Here is a 13,233-nt window from a genome sequence, read left to right as displayed (position 1 = left end):
CTGAGCCGGAACACGATTCGGGCCGGATCACCTCTCGGTGATCCGGCCCGAATTACGTTGCGTGGCGGTGCGCCAGGCTGATTCGCTGCTGTCTCAGCGCTGCCTGCGCGACATGATCGAGTCGCGGATCAGCACGAACGCGAGGCCGATCGAGATCAGGATCAGGAAGATGTATCCGGTGTTGCCCGTGCCGGAGTTGCTGCCCTGCTGGTTCTCGAACAGCATCGCGAGCAGGATCACGATGACGACCCAGCCGGCCGTGCGAGCGGCCCGACGCGATTCGCCGCTCCAACCCCAAGCGGCGGACGGAACCTCGGCGGTGTCGACCTTGGTGACGACAGCTGCGCTGTGCGTGGGTTCCAGTTCCGTGGCGGCCACTTTCGCTCCTTCATGGCTCGAATAGATTACTGAGCCATATGGTGGCATACGACCGTCCGTCGTAGCCAGCAGGGTCTGCGGCGAGGCGGGCCGAAAGCATCCGGGATCCGGTCAGGGGAAAATAAGCACGTGTCCGACATCGTGAGAGTTCTGCTGCTGGGCAGCACCGGTTCCATTGGCACCCAGGCGCTGGAGGTGATCGCCGCCAACCCCGACCGCTTCGAAGTGGTCGGACTGGCCGCGCGTGGCGGCAATGCCGAGCTGCTCGCACAGCAGATCGCCGCCACCGGCACCCGCAACGTCGCCGTCGCCGACGAGGCCGCCGCCGCCAAACTCGGTGTGCCGCTGGCCGGTCCGGACGCCGCGACCGAGTTGGTCCGGCGCACCGAGGCCGACGTGGTGCTGAACGCGCTCGTCGGCTCGCTCGGACTGGAACCGACCCTGGCCACCCTGGACTCCGGGCGGCGACTCGCCTTGGCCAACAAGGAATCTCTGGTCGCGGGCGGATCGCTGGTCACTCGCGCGGCCGCGCCCGGGCAGATCGTGCCGGTCGACTCCGAGCACTCCGCGCTCGCGCAATGCCTGCGCGGCGGCCGCGCCGACGAGGTGGCCCGGCTGGTGCTGACCGCCTCGGGCGGACCCTTCCGCGGCTGGACCGCCGACATGCTGGAATCGGTGAATCCGGCCGAGGCCAAGGCACATCCGACCTGGTCCATGGGTCTGATGAACACGCTGAACTCGGCCTCGCTGGTGAACAAGGGCCTGGAACTCATCGAGACGCATCTGCTGTTCGGTGTGCCCTACGACCGCATCGATGTGACCGTGCACCCGCAGTCCATCGTGCACTCCATGGTCACCTTCCACGACGGCTCGACCCTGGCCCAGGCCAGCCCGCCGGATATGAAGCTGCCCATCGCGCTGGCCCTGGGCTGGCCGGACCGGGTGCCCGGCGCGGCCGCGGCCTGCGACTGGTCCACCGCCGCCACCTGGACCTTCGAGCCCGTCGACGACGAAGTGTTCCCGGCCATCCGGCTGGCCCGGCAGGCCGGTGAGGCCGGTGGCTGTGTGACCGCGGTCTACAACGCCGCCAACGAGATCGCCGTGCAGGCGTTCCTCGACGGTCACATCCGATTCCCCGACATCGTGCGCACGGTGGCGCGGGTCGTGGAGTCCGCCGACCGCTGGACAGCGGAACCCGGTAGCTTGGACGAGGTGCTCGCGGCCGATGCGTGGGCGCGTGAAACCGCACGCACATTGGTGCGCGGCTGACAGCAGGAGGAATCGGTACCGCATGGTCTTCGCGATCGGCTTCGTTCTGTTCGCCCTCGGTATCACCGTGTCGGTCGCTTTGCACGAGTGCGGCCACATGTGGACGGCGCAGGCCACCGGCATGAAGGTGCGCCGCTACTTCATCGGCTTCGGCCCGAAGGTGTTCTCGTGGCGGCGCGGTGAGACCGAATACGGTCTCAAGGCGCTGCCGCTCGGCGGCTTCTGCGATATCGCCGGCATGACCGCGCTGGACGAGCTGGAACCCGAGGACCTGGATCGGGCCATGTACCGGCAGGCCGCCTGGAAGCGGCTGCTGGTCATGTCCGGCGGCATCCTGATGAACTTCATCCTCGGCTACATCCTCATCGTGATCCTCGCGGTCGGCTGGGGTCTGCCGCGCTTCGACTCCCCGCCCGCCACGCAGCTGGGCGCCATGAGCTGTGTCGCCAACCAGTTGCCCGACGGCAGTTACGCCAAGTGCACCGGCGACGGCCCCGCCCAGCGCGCGGGCCTGCAGCGCGGCGACATCGTGACCGCCGTGAACGGCACCCCCATCAAGACCTGGAACGACTTCAAGACCCTCACCGAGAAGCAGACCGGCGCCTTCACCTACACCGTCAAGCGCGGCGACCAGACCAAGGACGTCCAGATCACCCCCGTCGAGGCGACCACCTACGTCGACGACAAGGGCAACAAGATCGAGACCCCCAAGACGGTCGCGAAGGTCGGTGTGGGCCAGGACTACTACTCCCCGGTCCACCACAACTTCTTCTCGGCCTTGCCGGCGTCGGTGGTCTTCACCGGCGAAATCGGCGAGCGCACAGTCCAATCCCTCGCCCAGATGCCCGCCAAGGTCGCCGACCTCTGGAAGGCCGTCACCGGCGGCCCCCGCGACCCCGAAACCCCCGTCTCCGTCTACGGCGCCAGCCGAATCGGCGGCGAGGCGGTCCAGCACGACGCCTGGCCCCTCTTCATCCTCACCCTGGCCAGCCTCAACTTCTTCCTCGGCGCCTTCAACTTCCTCCCCCTCCTCCCGCTCGACGGCGGCCACATGGCGGTGGTCATCTACGAAAAGATCCGCAACGTCTTCCGCAGCCGCAAGGGCCTCGCCCCCGGCGCCCCCGTCGACTACATGAAACTCCTCCCAGCCACCTACGTAGTAGTCGTCATAGGCGGCGCCTACATGGTCCTCACCCTGGTAGCCGACATCGTCAATCCCGTGAAGCTGTTCCCGTGACGTGAACGACGGAAGGGGCCAGATCATCGTCGATCTCGGTCTCGAACCCCGCCGACCGCAGAATCCCCGAGATCGCTTCACCCATCTGCTCCGCCACAATTCCGTTGTGGCGGATAGCCGGATCGTCGAACCGTGACTCCTCGACCGCCGCAGCCGCAGCCTTCCTCAGTGCGGAATCGGCTTGCCAATCGACGAACACCCCACCGAGCGAATCATCGCCCGGATCCACACCCACCACGGCCCCGGCAAACCCCACGGCCCCGGCGGCCTCGAGCGTCGGCAATCCAGCCCGCTCCAGCTCTGCGCGAACCCTTTTCGCCAGCTCCCGTCGCCGCTCGAGTTCCGCCTCCGGCACACTATTCGGATTCGACATCGTCAGCGCGATCCTCCCGCTTCATTGATGTACTGCTTCAGCAATTCATTGGATGCCCGGCGAATGTTGACCGGGAGGGTACCGGTGGTGGCACAGCCGCCGGCGGGACGACTGTCCACGGTGACCGTCGACGTCATGGAGACCGAGACATTGCCCGAGAGGTTGGCCTTGCGGGTGGAAGTGGTCGAGGTGGTGACGTCGGCGGAGACGGTGCAGCTGGTGTCGGAGCAGTTGATATTGCCGGTCTGGCTGAAGTCGAAGTTGATGCCGAGGTCGACGGCGGCGCTGAGCTGCTGGGTCTGGGCGATCAGATCGGTGTAGGTGCCGTCGATGTCGGCGGGGGACATCGGGACGAAGTCGATCGGGCCGAAATCGGTTGTGATCGGGGAGGGTTCGGAGGCCGGGGCGGGAGCGCCGGGGGAGCCGGTGGCCGGGTCCGGGTCGTCCGCGGTCGTGGGGGGCGCCGGAGCGGTTGTGCGGGTGGCTGATTCGCCGGTGACCGGGGCTGCCGGAGTGAGTCGCAGCACCCGATAGGGCGCGGTATCCGAGACATCGAGCGCGCCGATCGGAGTGGTCACTTCGAGTGCGCGGTCATTGCCGATCTGGACGATCGGGGCGCCGTAGCGGGGAAACTCGCCGGTCTGGTCGAGTGCGTTCAGCAACGCCGTGCCCACGGTCCGCGGTGACCAGGAACCGGCGGGCACCGCGGCGGCGAGGTCATCGTTGCCGGAGAGCCATTTCCCGGCGACCGAATCCGCGGAGACGCTCGACGGAAGGCTGTTCTGCAGCGCCGTCGCGGGCGGTTTGACATAGGTCCGTCCGCCGACCGCGAGCGCATCGCTGCGCTGTCCGCCCGTGGTGACCGCGCCGATCTCCTCCCCGCCGGTGGTGGCGCGCAGGTCCCAAGTGGACGATCGCCCGGGCTCCGAGCTCACGTAATGCGCGACCGACTGGGTCAGCAGATCGGTGACGGCGTAGTAGAACGGCACCTTGTCCTGGGCGGCGATCGGGTGTCCCGGCATGGTCGAGCAGCCGGCCAGGGCCGCCACCGCGGACGCGATGGCCAGGAACACGCCGATCACGCGTACCCGCCCGCGCCCCGCCCGGATCGAATGACGACGTGACTGACCGATTCGCCGCATAGGACGCATCCCCCTACCCCCGGTTGATCTTGCTCGGGGTCATTGTGTCGCAGGGGCGACCGCGCCGCTAATCGAGCGGAATCAGCCGGGCTGGCCGGTTGCCAGGTTGCGCAACAGCTTTCGGCAGAGGGCGTCGGCGCGGCGGGTGGTTTCGGGTTGGCGGAATTCCGGGGTGAGGGTCAGGACCTGGGTGCAGGCGGTGTCGATGTTTATGAGATGGCCCACGGAGACGTAGACGGGTTTGACGTTGGTGCGGGTGCGGAGGGCTCGGCCTACCGGGGTGCCGTCGAGGGTGATTTCGGACCAGGAGCCGCGGGTGGGGCCCGGGTCCGAGTAGTCGCCCCAGGCGTTCTTGGCTACGCCCACAGTGGGGATGCCGGTGAGGAGGCCCAGGTGGCAGGCGAAGCCGAAGCGGCGGGGGTGGGCCAGTCCCTGGCTATCGCAGATGAGGAGATCCGGTGTGACGGTGAGGGTTTCGAGGGCGGCGGCGGTGGTGGGGAGTTCTCGGAAGGACAGTAGGCCGGGTACGTAGGGGAAATCGGTGGTGCCGCGGGCGGTGGCGGTCTCGACTGTCTCGAGGGTTTCGGCGTCGAGGACGACTATGGCGGCCACCACGTTGCCGTGGTCGTCGTAGGCCGAGTCAAGTCCCGCTATCGTGCGGAAACGGGGTGGGCGGGGGTTTTCGGTGATCACCTGGGTGCGGAGACGATCTTGTAGGGCGATGGCCTGCTCGGGGGTGGCGGGCCACGGACTTGTCTTCGCTACCTTCACTTTTCGCTCCGTAAACCTTCGCATCACCTGTAACGAATAGTCAGTGTAGGGGCCCTCCGGTGCCGTACCGGACGCTCGGGATGTGTAGCCTTGTCGCCGCCGTCACAGGGCAACCGGTATCCGCGCGTCGGTAAGCTCGGGACCGGAAGGGTGTGAGGACGAACAGGAAGTAGGCAACCGATCGTGAGCAGTGCCATCGCTTTGGGGATGCCGTCCGCACCGGCGGCCGTCCTGGCGCCGCGCCGTAAGACCCGTCAGCTGATGGTGGGCAAGGTGGGGGTCGGCAGCGAGTTCCCGATCTCGGTGCAGTCCATGACGACCACCAAGACCCATGACATCAACGCCACCCTGCAGCAGATCGCGGAACTGACCGCGTCCGGCTGTGACATCGTGCGTGTGGCCTGCCCGCGTCAGGAGGACGCCGACGCGCTGGCCGCCATCGCCAAGAAGTCCCCGATCCCCGTGATCGCCGACATCCACTTCCAGCCGCGCTACATCTTCGCCGCCATCGACGCGGGCTGCGCCGCGGTCCGGGTCAACCCGGGCAATATCAAGGAATTCGACGGCCGCGTCAAAGAGGTCGCCAAGGCGGCCGGTGACGCGGGCATCCCGATCCGCATCGGCGTGAACGCCGGTTCCCTCGACAAGCGAATGATGGACAAGTACGGCAAGGCCACCCCCGAAGCGCTGGTGGAGTCCGCGCTGTGGGAGGCGAGCCTGTTCGAGGAGCACGGCTTCGGCAACCTGAAGATCTCGGTCAAGCACAATGACCCGGTCATCATGGTGGAGGCCTACCGCCAGCTCGCCGCGCAGTCGGACTACCCGCTGCATCTGGGTGTGACCGAGGCCGGTCCGGCGTTCCAGGGCACCATCAAGTCCGCCACCGCCTTCGGTGCGCTGCTGTCGCAGGGCATCGGTGACACCATCCGGGTGTCGCTGTCGGCGCCGCCGGTGGAGGAGATCAAGGTCGGCGATCAGATCCTGCAATCGCTGAACCTGCGCCCGCGCAAGCTCGAGATCGTGTCCTGCCCCTCGTGTGGCCGCGCCCAGGTCGATGTCTACACCCTCGCGAACGAGGTCAGTGCCGGTCTGGAAGGCATGGAAGTGCCGTTGCGCGTGGCCGTCATGGGCTGCGTGGTGAACGGTCCCGGTGAGGCCCGCGAGGCCGATCTGGGTGTCGCCTCCGGCAACGGCAAGGGCCAGATCTTCGTCAAGGGCGAGGTCATCAAGACCGTCCCCGAGCACTTGATCGTGGAGACCCTCATCGAGGAGGCCATGCGCATCGCGGAGCAGATGGGCGAGGACGCCGGCAGCGGCGCGCCGGTCGTCACCGCGGGATAAGTCCTGGTGGCCCACTCGTCCGAGCCGAATGTGCGGCGCGGTTTCACAGTTCGTGGCAGGCTGTGAACGTGCGGAGTGTGCTGGAGCCGACCCGCCGGGCCAGAGCGTCCGGTGCGCGCCTGCTCGCGAACCGCGATCTGACGCAGGTTTTGCGAGTGCTCGACGATGATCCGGTCGCGAGCTGCATGGTGGCTGCGCGTCTGCAGGAGTACGGCCTGGACTCCCGCGGTGTCTACGGGGAACTGTGGAGCCGCGGCGGTCCGGGCGAATCCCTGTGTTTCTCCGGAGCCAATCTGGTTCCCTTACGTGGCGCGCGGGATGACCTGCGCGCCTTCGCCGATCGTGCGGTGCGCGGCCCGCGGATCTGTTCTTCGGTGGTGGGCCGCCGGGAGCTGGCCCTGCCGCTGTGGGAGCTACTGGCCGGGCAGTGGGGTCCGGCGCGCGAATTACGCGACGATCAGCCGCTGCTGGCGCTGGAACGCACCGCCGGGGTATCGCCCGATCTACGGGTGCGCCGCGTCCGCCCGGATGAGATCGAGCGCTATCTGGTGGCCGCGATCGCCATGTTCACCGAGGAGATCGGTGTGGATCCGCGCAGCGGGGACGGTGGCCGCAGCTATCGCCGCCGGGTGCAGAACCTGATCGAAACCGGCCGGGCCTGGGCGCGTTTCGAGGACGGTGAGGTGGTCTACAAGGCCGAGGTGGGCGCGATGTCGCGGCGGACCGGCCAGATCCAGGGCGTGTGGGTGCATCCGGACTGCCGTGGCAAGGGCTTCGGCACCGCGGGGACGGCGGCGGTGGCGAATGTGGTGGTGTCCTCGGGCCGGACCGCGAGCCTGTATGTGAACTGCTTCAACGAGGCCGCGCGCCGCTCGTACGCGAAGGTGGGTTTCCGGCAGATCGCGACGTTCGCGACGGTGCTGCTGGATTGACCGGCGATGTCGGCATTGACCGGTGTCTGTGACTTCTCCCTGAAATCCTTTACGCCCCAGTGTGTCGCCCGTGTTTGCTCATAGTTGGCTCTAGCATCTGTGCCGATGTCGAAACGGGTGCTCACCATGCTGATCACCGGCGCGGTCTCGGTAGCCGTAGCCGGGTGTACCTCCGCTCCGCAGGGACCGGCGCAGGTCGCGGACGCCTTCGTCTCCGCCTTCGCCCGCCATGATGTGGAGGCCGCCGCGCGGGATACCAGCCTGCCCGAAACCTCCGGTCCCGCACTGGCTTCGGTCTGGGACGGCCTGAAGGCGGAGAAGCTGGTGGCCACGACCGGCGATGCCCGCATCACCGGCGATACCGCGGTGGTCGACTACACCTACGAATGGCATCTGCCCAAGGATCGGGTGTGGAAGTACGGCGGCCAATTGCAGATGGGCCGCAGTGCCGGCCGCTGGATGGTGCGCTGGAATTCGGCGGATATCCATCCGCAGCTGGGCAATACGCAGACATTGCAGATGCGGGTGATTCCGGCCCCACGCGCCCGGGTGAACGAGCGGGCCGGCACCGATGTGCTGGTGCCGGGCGCGGTGTATCGGCTGACGTTCCAGCCCGCGGCGGCAACGAATCCGAATGCGGTGGCCACCGCGCTGGCGAATGCCTTGCAGCCCTTCGACGATCGTTTCACCGCCGATTCGATTCTCCGCAATGCCCGTAAATCCGATGGCGGCTATACCGCCGCGATGCTGTCGGAATGGGAATACAACCAGGTGAGCGCGAACCTGTTCGGGCTACCCGGGGTGACTTTCGCCAAGGAATGGGATCTGGTCCCCACCGATCGCCGTTTCGCCCCGGATCTGATGACCCAGGTGCGCAAGACGGTCATCGATGAAGTCGACGGTAAATCGGGCTGGAGTGTCGTGACCGTGAATGCGAACGGCGCCGATACCGATGTGCTGAAAGAGGTGGAGCCGCAGACTTCTCCGTCGTTCTCGCTGAGCATCGATCGCAATGTGCAGAATGCCGCGCAGCGGGCGGTGGACGGCCGCACCGAGCAGTCCATGATGGTGGTGATCCAGCCGTCGACGGGCGCGCTGCTGGCGATCGCGCAGAACGCGGCGGCGGACAACGACGGTCCGGTGGCGGCTTCGGGCCTGTATCCGCCGGGATCGACCTTCAAAACGGCCACGGCGGCCGCGGCCATGACCGACGGTCATGCCAATCCGGATACCACGGTGCCGTGCCCGAGCCGAATCGTGGTGGGGGAGCGCACGATTCCCAATTACGACAACTTCGCGCTGGGCAATGTGGCCATGTCGACCGCGTACGCGCGTTCGTGCAATACCGCTTTCGCGAACGTGGCCTCGGAGCTGGGTGGCGGCGATCTGAAGAAGGCCGCGTCGGCGCTGGGTATCGGCCCGGATTACACGGTGGCGGGCCTGCCGACGGTGTCGGGTTCGGTGCCGCAGGACGATGATCTGGTGCAGCGGGCCGAGGACGGTATCGGGCAGGGCAAGGTGCTGGTGAGCCCGTTCGGGCTGGCGTTGGTGGCGGCGACGGTGGCGCACGGTTCGACGCCGGTGCCGTATCTGATCTCGGGTCATCCCACGCAGGTGTCCGGTGATCATCCGCAGTTGTCGCCGGAGGTGATCAACGGGCTGCGCGAGATGATGCGCAAGGTGGTCACGAGCGGTACGGCCGAGCGGATCGCCGATCAGGGCGAGGTCTACGGCAAGACTGGTGAGGCCGAGGTGGACGGCGGTTCGCACGCGTGGTTCATCGGCTACCGCGGGGATATGGCGTGGGCGACGCTGGTGGTGCGGGGCGGGAGTTCCGACAATGCGGTCGCGGTGACTCGCGACATGCTCACGGCGTTGCCCGCGGGGTATTGAGTATTCGCGTTCAGCGGTCGCCGAAGCGGGAGGGCAGCGGGGTGGCGTTCACGCAGGCTGCGGGACGGATTTCCCCGATGGGGTCGGCGACATAACGCTGCTGTGCCAGGGATTTCGCGGGCGGGCCGGCGGCGGAGGCGTCGCCGAGAACTTCCGTGACGCCTGCTCCGGCGAGGATCATGCCCGCGGTGGTCAACAGCAGAAGGGCTGAACGCTTCATAGGGCGCTCCCTTGTTTGGAGATGAGTTAGTAAACCCGAACGGTCTGTTCCGGATGGCCACTGCTCATTGATGAGGCTTATTCACGCGGACCGCCAAGACGGCTCCCACCTGTGACGATGCTTGGCCGTGAATAGGACTCAGTGTTGGCTAACTGTTTGCCAACGAAAGAAACGGTAATCCGTCACCGATGTCCGAGGCAACCCGCAATTGTCCGGCGGTCCCCTCCAAGGGAGAGTAATCTCCAGGTCAGGCCAAGGGTAAGAGCCTGAAGTTCATTTTCAATTGGCCCGCTGCATGGTCGCCGCAAGGTGATGTTGCAGCGGTTGCTCGACCGCGGCCATGCGCAGGGTGTAGTTGAGCGTGTCCCCGGCGACGGTGATGGTCCGGCCCAGCGCGGTGACCGATTTGGCGCTGGTGCTCATGCCGATGGCCGTGGAGTCGAGTTCGATCCGCATCCCGTCGTCGTCGGTCACCAGGGTGCCTTCGCAGATCTCGGTGATGCCGGTGGGGTGCGCGAGGATCAATTCCACGCGGTCCTCGGAAATGGCGCGCAGATACCCGGTTTCGCTGTGCATGGGCCGGCCGTCGTCGGCGGCGCGGGTGCGCTGCCGGTAGGTGAGGAAGGGCCGCCCGACGTGACCGAAGTGCACTTCTTCGAGGTACTCGAAGTTCTTGATGGTCGGGTACTCGCCCTGCCCGCGGCCGCGCCAGACGCCCAGCAGGGGCGCGAGGTGGGCGATATCCGGGTGGGGCGCGATGTCGGGCTGCGGGTCTGGCACGGCGGACAGCATAATGCGCCCGCGCCCGCGGCACCGCCGGACGACGCGCCCAGCGGCCGGTATTTACGGCAAGGGGTCTGGATATCAGGTTTCACTCCCGATATCAGGCGTCACTTCCGACTGGCGCGCCGGTAACCCCACGCCGCGGGCACCGCGAACACGACGATCAGGCCGACCGACCACGCGACCGTCTTCAGGAGCGGCCCGGCGAGCGGTCCGCCCTCGGCCAGCGCACGCATGGTGTCGACCGCGACCGACATGGGCTGATGTTCCACCACCGGCGCGATCCACTTCGGGTACGCGCCGATCGGCACGAATCCGGTGCTGAAGAACATGAGCAGCGACGACAGCAGCGCGACGCCCTCGACCAGCGTGGACTTGGCGGTGAACACCGCGATGGCGGTGACCATGGTCGCGAAGGCCAGCCCGAACAGCACCGGAATCCACAGGAAGGCGAACGCGGCCAGCGGCCCTTCCCGGAACCGGAAGCCCAGCGCCATACCGAACAGGATGATGACGACCGTCCCGCAGAGGATGCGGCACCCCTCGGCGAGGATGCGCGCCGCGAGCCCGGAGGCCCGGTGCACGGGCAGCACCCAGAAGCGCGCGAGGATCCCGGCCTCGCGTTCGCGCCCGAGCATGATGCCGCTGGCCACGGTGCCCGACAGCGCGCCCACCAGGGTCACCATCGGCGTGGACCCGTACAGGGCGCTGTGTCCCGAGAACTTCTGGATCTGACTGCCCACCACGATGTCCAGCATGAGCAGCAGCAGGCACGGCACGATCAGCGTCTCCAGCAACGTGATCGGATCGCGCACCCAGCGCAGCAGCAGTCGCTGCGTCTGAATCCAGGTGTGCCGCAACAGGGCCGGAATCGAGCTCTCCGGCACGACGATGGTGTCGGCGATATCGGTGCGTTCGAGGGTGGCCATCACGACCTCTTGGTGTTCTGGCGGACGATGAAGAAGCAGGAGACCACGACGATGGCCGCGATCCAGCCCAGCGGCGGACCCATGAGCGACCAGTTCACCGCACCGGCGCGGCCGAGCGTGTCACCGCCGAGCGCGCGCAGTCCGTACGCGAACTGCGAGACCGGCTGATTGCGTACGAAGAACTGCACCCAATGCGGAAACTGTTGCGCCGGTGCGAGTCCGGTGGAGAGCATGCCGAGGATGAGCGGCGGCAGCACCAGCATCTGCGTGGTGGCCTCCGGGCTGCGGGTGAAGGTGCCGATGGCGTCCGCACCGAGGCAGAACGCGCCGCCGATGAGCAATCCCAGCGCCAGGAACCCGAGGGTGTGCGCGGTCCCGCCGTGGAACCGGAAGCCGATGATGTGCGTGCACACCACGGCCGAGACCAGCCCGATGGCGAGCCGGAAGATATTGGAGGACATGCGCGCCGCGACCGGAACCAGCGGATGCATGGGCATGGCGTCGAAACGCTTGTCCAAGCCGGACACCGCGTCGGTGGCCGCGCGGAAGGCCGCGGAGACAGCGGTGAACGCGGCGGCCTGCAGAATGACGATGGGCGTCATGAACTGCGCGTAACTGCTGAAATTCAGTCCGGCGAAGGACATTACGCGGTTCAGTGGTATATAGAAGCTGGCCGTGAAGGTGGCCGGCGCGAGGATCGCGGTGATGATCTCCCCGGTCTTCACCGAGGGCACGATGAGCCGCGTGGTCAGCACCCACCACTGCGCCAGGGTGGCCGGGGTGGCGCGGACGCTGGTGAGCCACGCGCTGGTGGTGGTCTCGACGGCGGTCATGACCGGGCCTCCTGGCCGGGCGTGCGGATCGCGGCCCTGCGAGCGGTCATGATCGATCCCCCCGATCGGTGAACGGCACTGTGACGCTCAGGGTTCGCTCGTCGCCGGTGAACCGGCCGTCCGGTGCGCGGTGCTTGCCGCCGGAACCCGCTGCCGCCGAGTTGTTTTCGGCCCGGTGCCCGGTGAGTTCCAGGAACACGTCGTCGAGCGAGGGCCGCCGCAGTGCGATGTCGACCAGTTCCAGTCCGGCGCTGTCGAGCCGGCGCAGCGCCTCGGCCAAGGTCTTCGAGCCCTCCGGTGCGGGAATGGCGATCCGGTCCGAATCCGCGTTCAGCGCTTGGCGATTGGCGGCGGGCAGCAGGTCGCCGAGGGCGGTGGCGATGGCGGGTAGGTCTTCCATGCGCAGGGGCACGATTTCGCAGTAGCTGCCGCCGGTGCGGGCCTTGAGTTCGTCGGCGGTGCCGTCGGCGATGACGACGCCGTGGTCGATGACGATGATCCGGTCGCAGAGCGCGTCGGCTTCTTCCAGGTACTGCGTGGTGAGGAGGGTGGTGATGCCGTGTTTGCGGAAGCCGCCGACGAGGTCCCAGACGCCTTGGCGGCTGCGCGGATCGAGTCCGGTGGTGGGTTCGTCGAGGAACACGACCTCGGGCCGGACGACGAGTCCGCAGGCGATGTCGATGCGCCGCCGCATGCCGCCGGAGTAGGTGCCGACGCGGCGTTTGGCGGCGTCGGTGAGGTCGAATTCGGTGATGAGTTCGTCGGCGCGGGCGCGGGCGGCGCGTTTGCGCAGTCCCATGAGCCGGCCGAACATGACGAGGTTCTCGTAGCCGCTGAGAGCGTCGTCGAGGGCGGCGAACTGCCCGGTGAGCATGATGCTGCGGCGGACGGCGGCGGCCTCGGTGACCACGTCGTGCCCGGCGACGCTGGCGCGGCCGCTGTCGGGTGCGATGAGGGTGGAGAGGATATTGACGGTCGTGGTCTTGCCGGCGCCGTTGGGGCCGAGGATGCCCAGTACCTCACCGGCGGCGGCCTTGAAGGTGATGCCGCGCAGGGCCTGGACGGCGCCGAAGGATTTCTCGACGTCTTCGACGATCACGCCGTCGAGGGTGCTGGTCTGCATATGAGTGTT

At 67.3% G+C, this 13,233-nt stretch carries 14 protein-coding genes; 5 read left to right on the top strand and 9 right to left on the bottom strand.

Translation table 11 applies throughout. The features are described 5' to 3' along the window. Window positions 1-93 precede the first annotated feature (93 nt). Window positions 94-378, bottom strand: coding sequence for a DUF2631 domain-containing protein (locus ACH438_RS07890; RefSeq protein ID WP_397002499.1), 285 nt, complete (start codon window positions 376-378; stop codon window positions 94-96). 129 nt (window positions 379-507) lie between these two features. On the opposite strand from ACH438_RS07890, the gene dxr reads away from it, so the two are divergent. Next, window positions 508-1,647, top strand: coding sequence for a 1-deoxy-D-xylulose-5-phosphate reductoisomerase (gene dxr, locus ACH438_RS07885; RefSeq protein WP_397002497.1), 1,140 nt, complete (start codon window positions 508-510; stop codon window positions 1,645-1,647). Between the two features lie 22 nt (window positions 1,648-1,669). Continuing rightward, window positions 1,670-2,884: a M50 family metallopeptidase gene (locus ACH438_RS07880; protein WP_397002495.1), complete on the top strand. Its 1,215-nt coding sequence runs from the start codon at window positions 1,670-1,672 to the stop codon at window positions 2,882-2,884. Here ACH438_RS07880 and ACH438_RS07875 read toward each other — a convergent pair. From ACH438_RS07875 to ACH438_RS07865, 3 genes are all read right to left on the bottom strand, one after another. Then, window positions 2,859-3,257 carry a hypothetical protein gene (locus tag ACH438_RS07875; RefSeq protein ID WP_397002493.1) on the bottom strand — a complete coding sequence of 133 codons (399 nt, stop codon included), beginning with the start codon at window positions 3,255-3,257 and terminating at the stop codon, window positions 2,859-2,861. The genes ACH438_RS07880 and ACH438_RS07875 overlap by 26 nt on opposite strands. Window positions 3,258-3,259: 2 nt before the next feature. Beyond that, entirely contained in the window at window positions 3,260-4,399 is a 1,140-nt protein-coding gene (locus ACH438_RS07870; RefSeq protein WP_397002491.1) for a hypothetical protein, read from the bottom strand. An 81-nt stretch (window positions 4,400-4,480) separates the two neighbouring features. Then, window positions 4,481-5,170, bottom strand: a complete 690-nt coding sequence (locus tag ACH438_RS07865; RefSeq protein WP_397002489.1) for an endonuclease V — start codon at window positions 5,168-5,170, stop codon at window positions 4,481-4,483. Between the two features lie 207 nt (window positions 5,171-5,377). Between ACH438_RS07865 and ispG the strand changes: the two genes are divergently transcribed. The 3 genes from ispG (at window position 5,378) to ACH438_RS07850 (ending at window position 9,336) form a co-directional block, all read left to right on the top strand. Then, entirely contained in the window at window positions 5,378-6,511 is a 1,134-nt protein-coding gene (gene ispG, locus ACH438_RS07860) for a flavodoxin-dependent (E)-4-hydroxy-3-methylbut-2-enyl-diphosphate synthase (RefSeq protein WP_397003686.1), read from the top strand. 68 nt (window positions 6,512-6,579) lie between these two features. Next, window positions 6,580-7,443, top strand: coding sequence for a GNAT family N-acetyltransferase (locus tag ACH438_RS07855; protein ID WP_397002487.1), 864 nt, complete (start codon window positions 6,580-6,582; stop codon window positions 7,441-7,443). 105 nt (window positions 7,444-7,548) lie between these two features. Further along, a complete protein-coding gene (locus ACH438_RS07850; protein ID WP_397002485.1) occupies window positions 7,549-9,336 on the top strand; it encodes a penicillin-binding transpeptidase domain-containing protein in 1,788 nt (595 codons plus the stop codon). 10 nt (window positions 9,337-9,346) lie between these two features. Here ACH438_RS07850 and ACH438_RS07845 read toward each other — a convergent pair whose 3' ends face one another. The 5 genes from ACH438_RS07845 to ACH438_RS07825 all read right to left on the bottom strand — a co-directional run bounded on the left by ACH438_RS07845 (window position 9,347) and on the right by ACH438_RS07825 (window position 13,224). Beyond that, the gene (locus ACH438_RS07845) at window positions 9,347-9,556 is read right to left on the bottom strand and encodes a hypothetical protein (RefSeq protein ID WP_397002483.1); all 210 of its coding nucleotides are present in this window, start codon (window positions 9,554-9,556) and stop codon (window positions 9,347-9,349) included. A gap of 279 nt (window positions 9,557-9,835) precedes the next feature. Continuing rightward, the gene (locus ACH438_RS07840) at window positions 9,836-10,348 is read right to left on the bottom strand and encodes a peroxynitrite isomerase (protein WP_397002481.1); all 513 of its coding nucleotides are present in this window, start codon (window positions 10,346-10,348) and stop codon (window positions 9,836-9,838) included. Between the two features lie 98 nt (window positions 10,349-10,446). Beyond that, the gene (locus ACH438_RS07835; RefSeq protein ID WP_397002479.1) at window positions 10,447-11,268 is read right to left on the bottom strand and encodes an ABC transporter permease; all 822 of its coding nucleotides are present in this window, start codon (window positions 11,266-11,268) and stop codon (window positions 10,447-10,449) included. Then, window positions 11,268-12,101 (bottom strand): ABC transporter permease, encoded by an 834-nt coding sequence (locus tag ACH438_RS07830; protein WP_397002477.1) that lies wholly within the window; start codon window positions 12,099-12,101, stop codon window positions 11,268-11,270. Before ACH438_RS07830 ends, ACH438_RS07835 begins: the two co-directional genes overlap by 1 nt. A gap of 46 nt (window positions 12,102-12,147) precedes the next feature. Beyond that, entirely contained in the window at window positions 12,148-13,224 is a 1,077-nt protein-coding gene (locus ACH438_RS07825) for an ATP-binding cassette domain-containing protein (RefSeq protein WP_397003684.1), read from the bottom strand. Between the last annotated feature and the right edge of the window lie 9 nt (window positions 13,225-13,233).

Source organism: Nocardia sp. NPDC020380 (genome assembly GCF_044386975.1).
Lineage (GTDB): Bacteria > Actinomycetota > Actinomycetes > Mycobacteriales > Mycobacteriaceae > Nocardia.
The sequence above is the reverse complement of the archived record's forward strand: the minus strand, read 5'-3'. Positions and strand labels throughout refer to the sequence as shown.

Excerpts from the sequence above, each read along its gene's own strand:
- ispG (WP_397003686.1), top strand. The coding sequence starts at position 5,378 with ATGCCGTCCGCACCGGCGGCCGTCCTGGCGCCGCGCCGTAAGACCCGT.
- ACH438_RS07825 (WP_397003684.1), bottom strand. The coding sequence starts at position 13,224 with ATGCAGACCAGCACCCTCGACGGCGTGATCGTCGAAGACGTCGAGAAA.
- ACH438_RS07835 (WP_397002479.1), bottom strand. The coding sequence starts at position 11,268 with ATGGCCACCCTCGAACGCACCGATATCGCCGACACCATCGTCGTGCCG.
- ACH438_RS07870 (WP_397002491.1), bottom strand. The coding sequence starts at position 4,399 with ATGCGGCGAATCGGTCAGTCACGTCGTCATTCGATCCGGGCGGGGCGC.
- ACH438_RS07875 (WP_397002493.1), bottom strand. The coding sequence starts at position 3,257 with ATGTCGAATCCGAATAGTGTGCCGGAGGCGGAACTCGAGCGGCGACGG.
- ACH438_RS07850 (WP_397002485.1), top strand. The coding sequence starts at position 7,549 with ATGTCGAAACGGGTGCTCACCATGCTGATCACCGGCGCGGTCTCGGTA.
- ACH438_RS07830 (WP_397002477.1), bottom strand. The coding sequence starts at position 12,101 with ATGACCGCCGTCGAGACCACCACCAGCGCGTGGCTCACCAGCGTCCGC.
- ACH438_RS07845 (WP_397002483.1), bottom strand. The coding sequence starts at position 9,556 with ATGAAGCGTTCAGCCCTTCTGCTGTTGACCACCGCGGGCATGATCCTC.
- ACH438_RS07840 (WP_397002481.1), bottom strand. The coding sequence starts at position 10,348 with ATGCTGTCCGCCGTGCCAGACCCGCAGCCCGACATCGCGCCCCACCCG.
- ACH438_RS07880 (WP_397002495.1), top strand. The coding sequence starts at position 1,670 with ATGGTCTTCGCGATCGGCTTCGTTCTGTTCGCCCTCGGTATCACCGTG.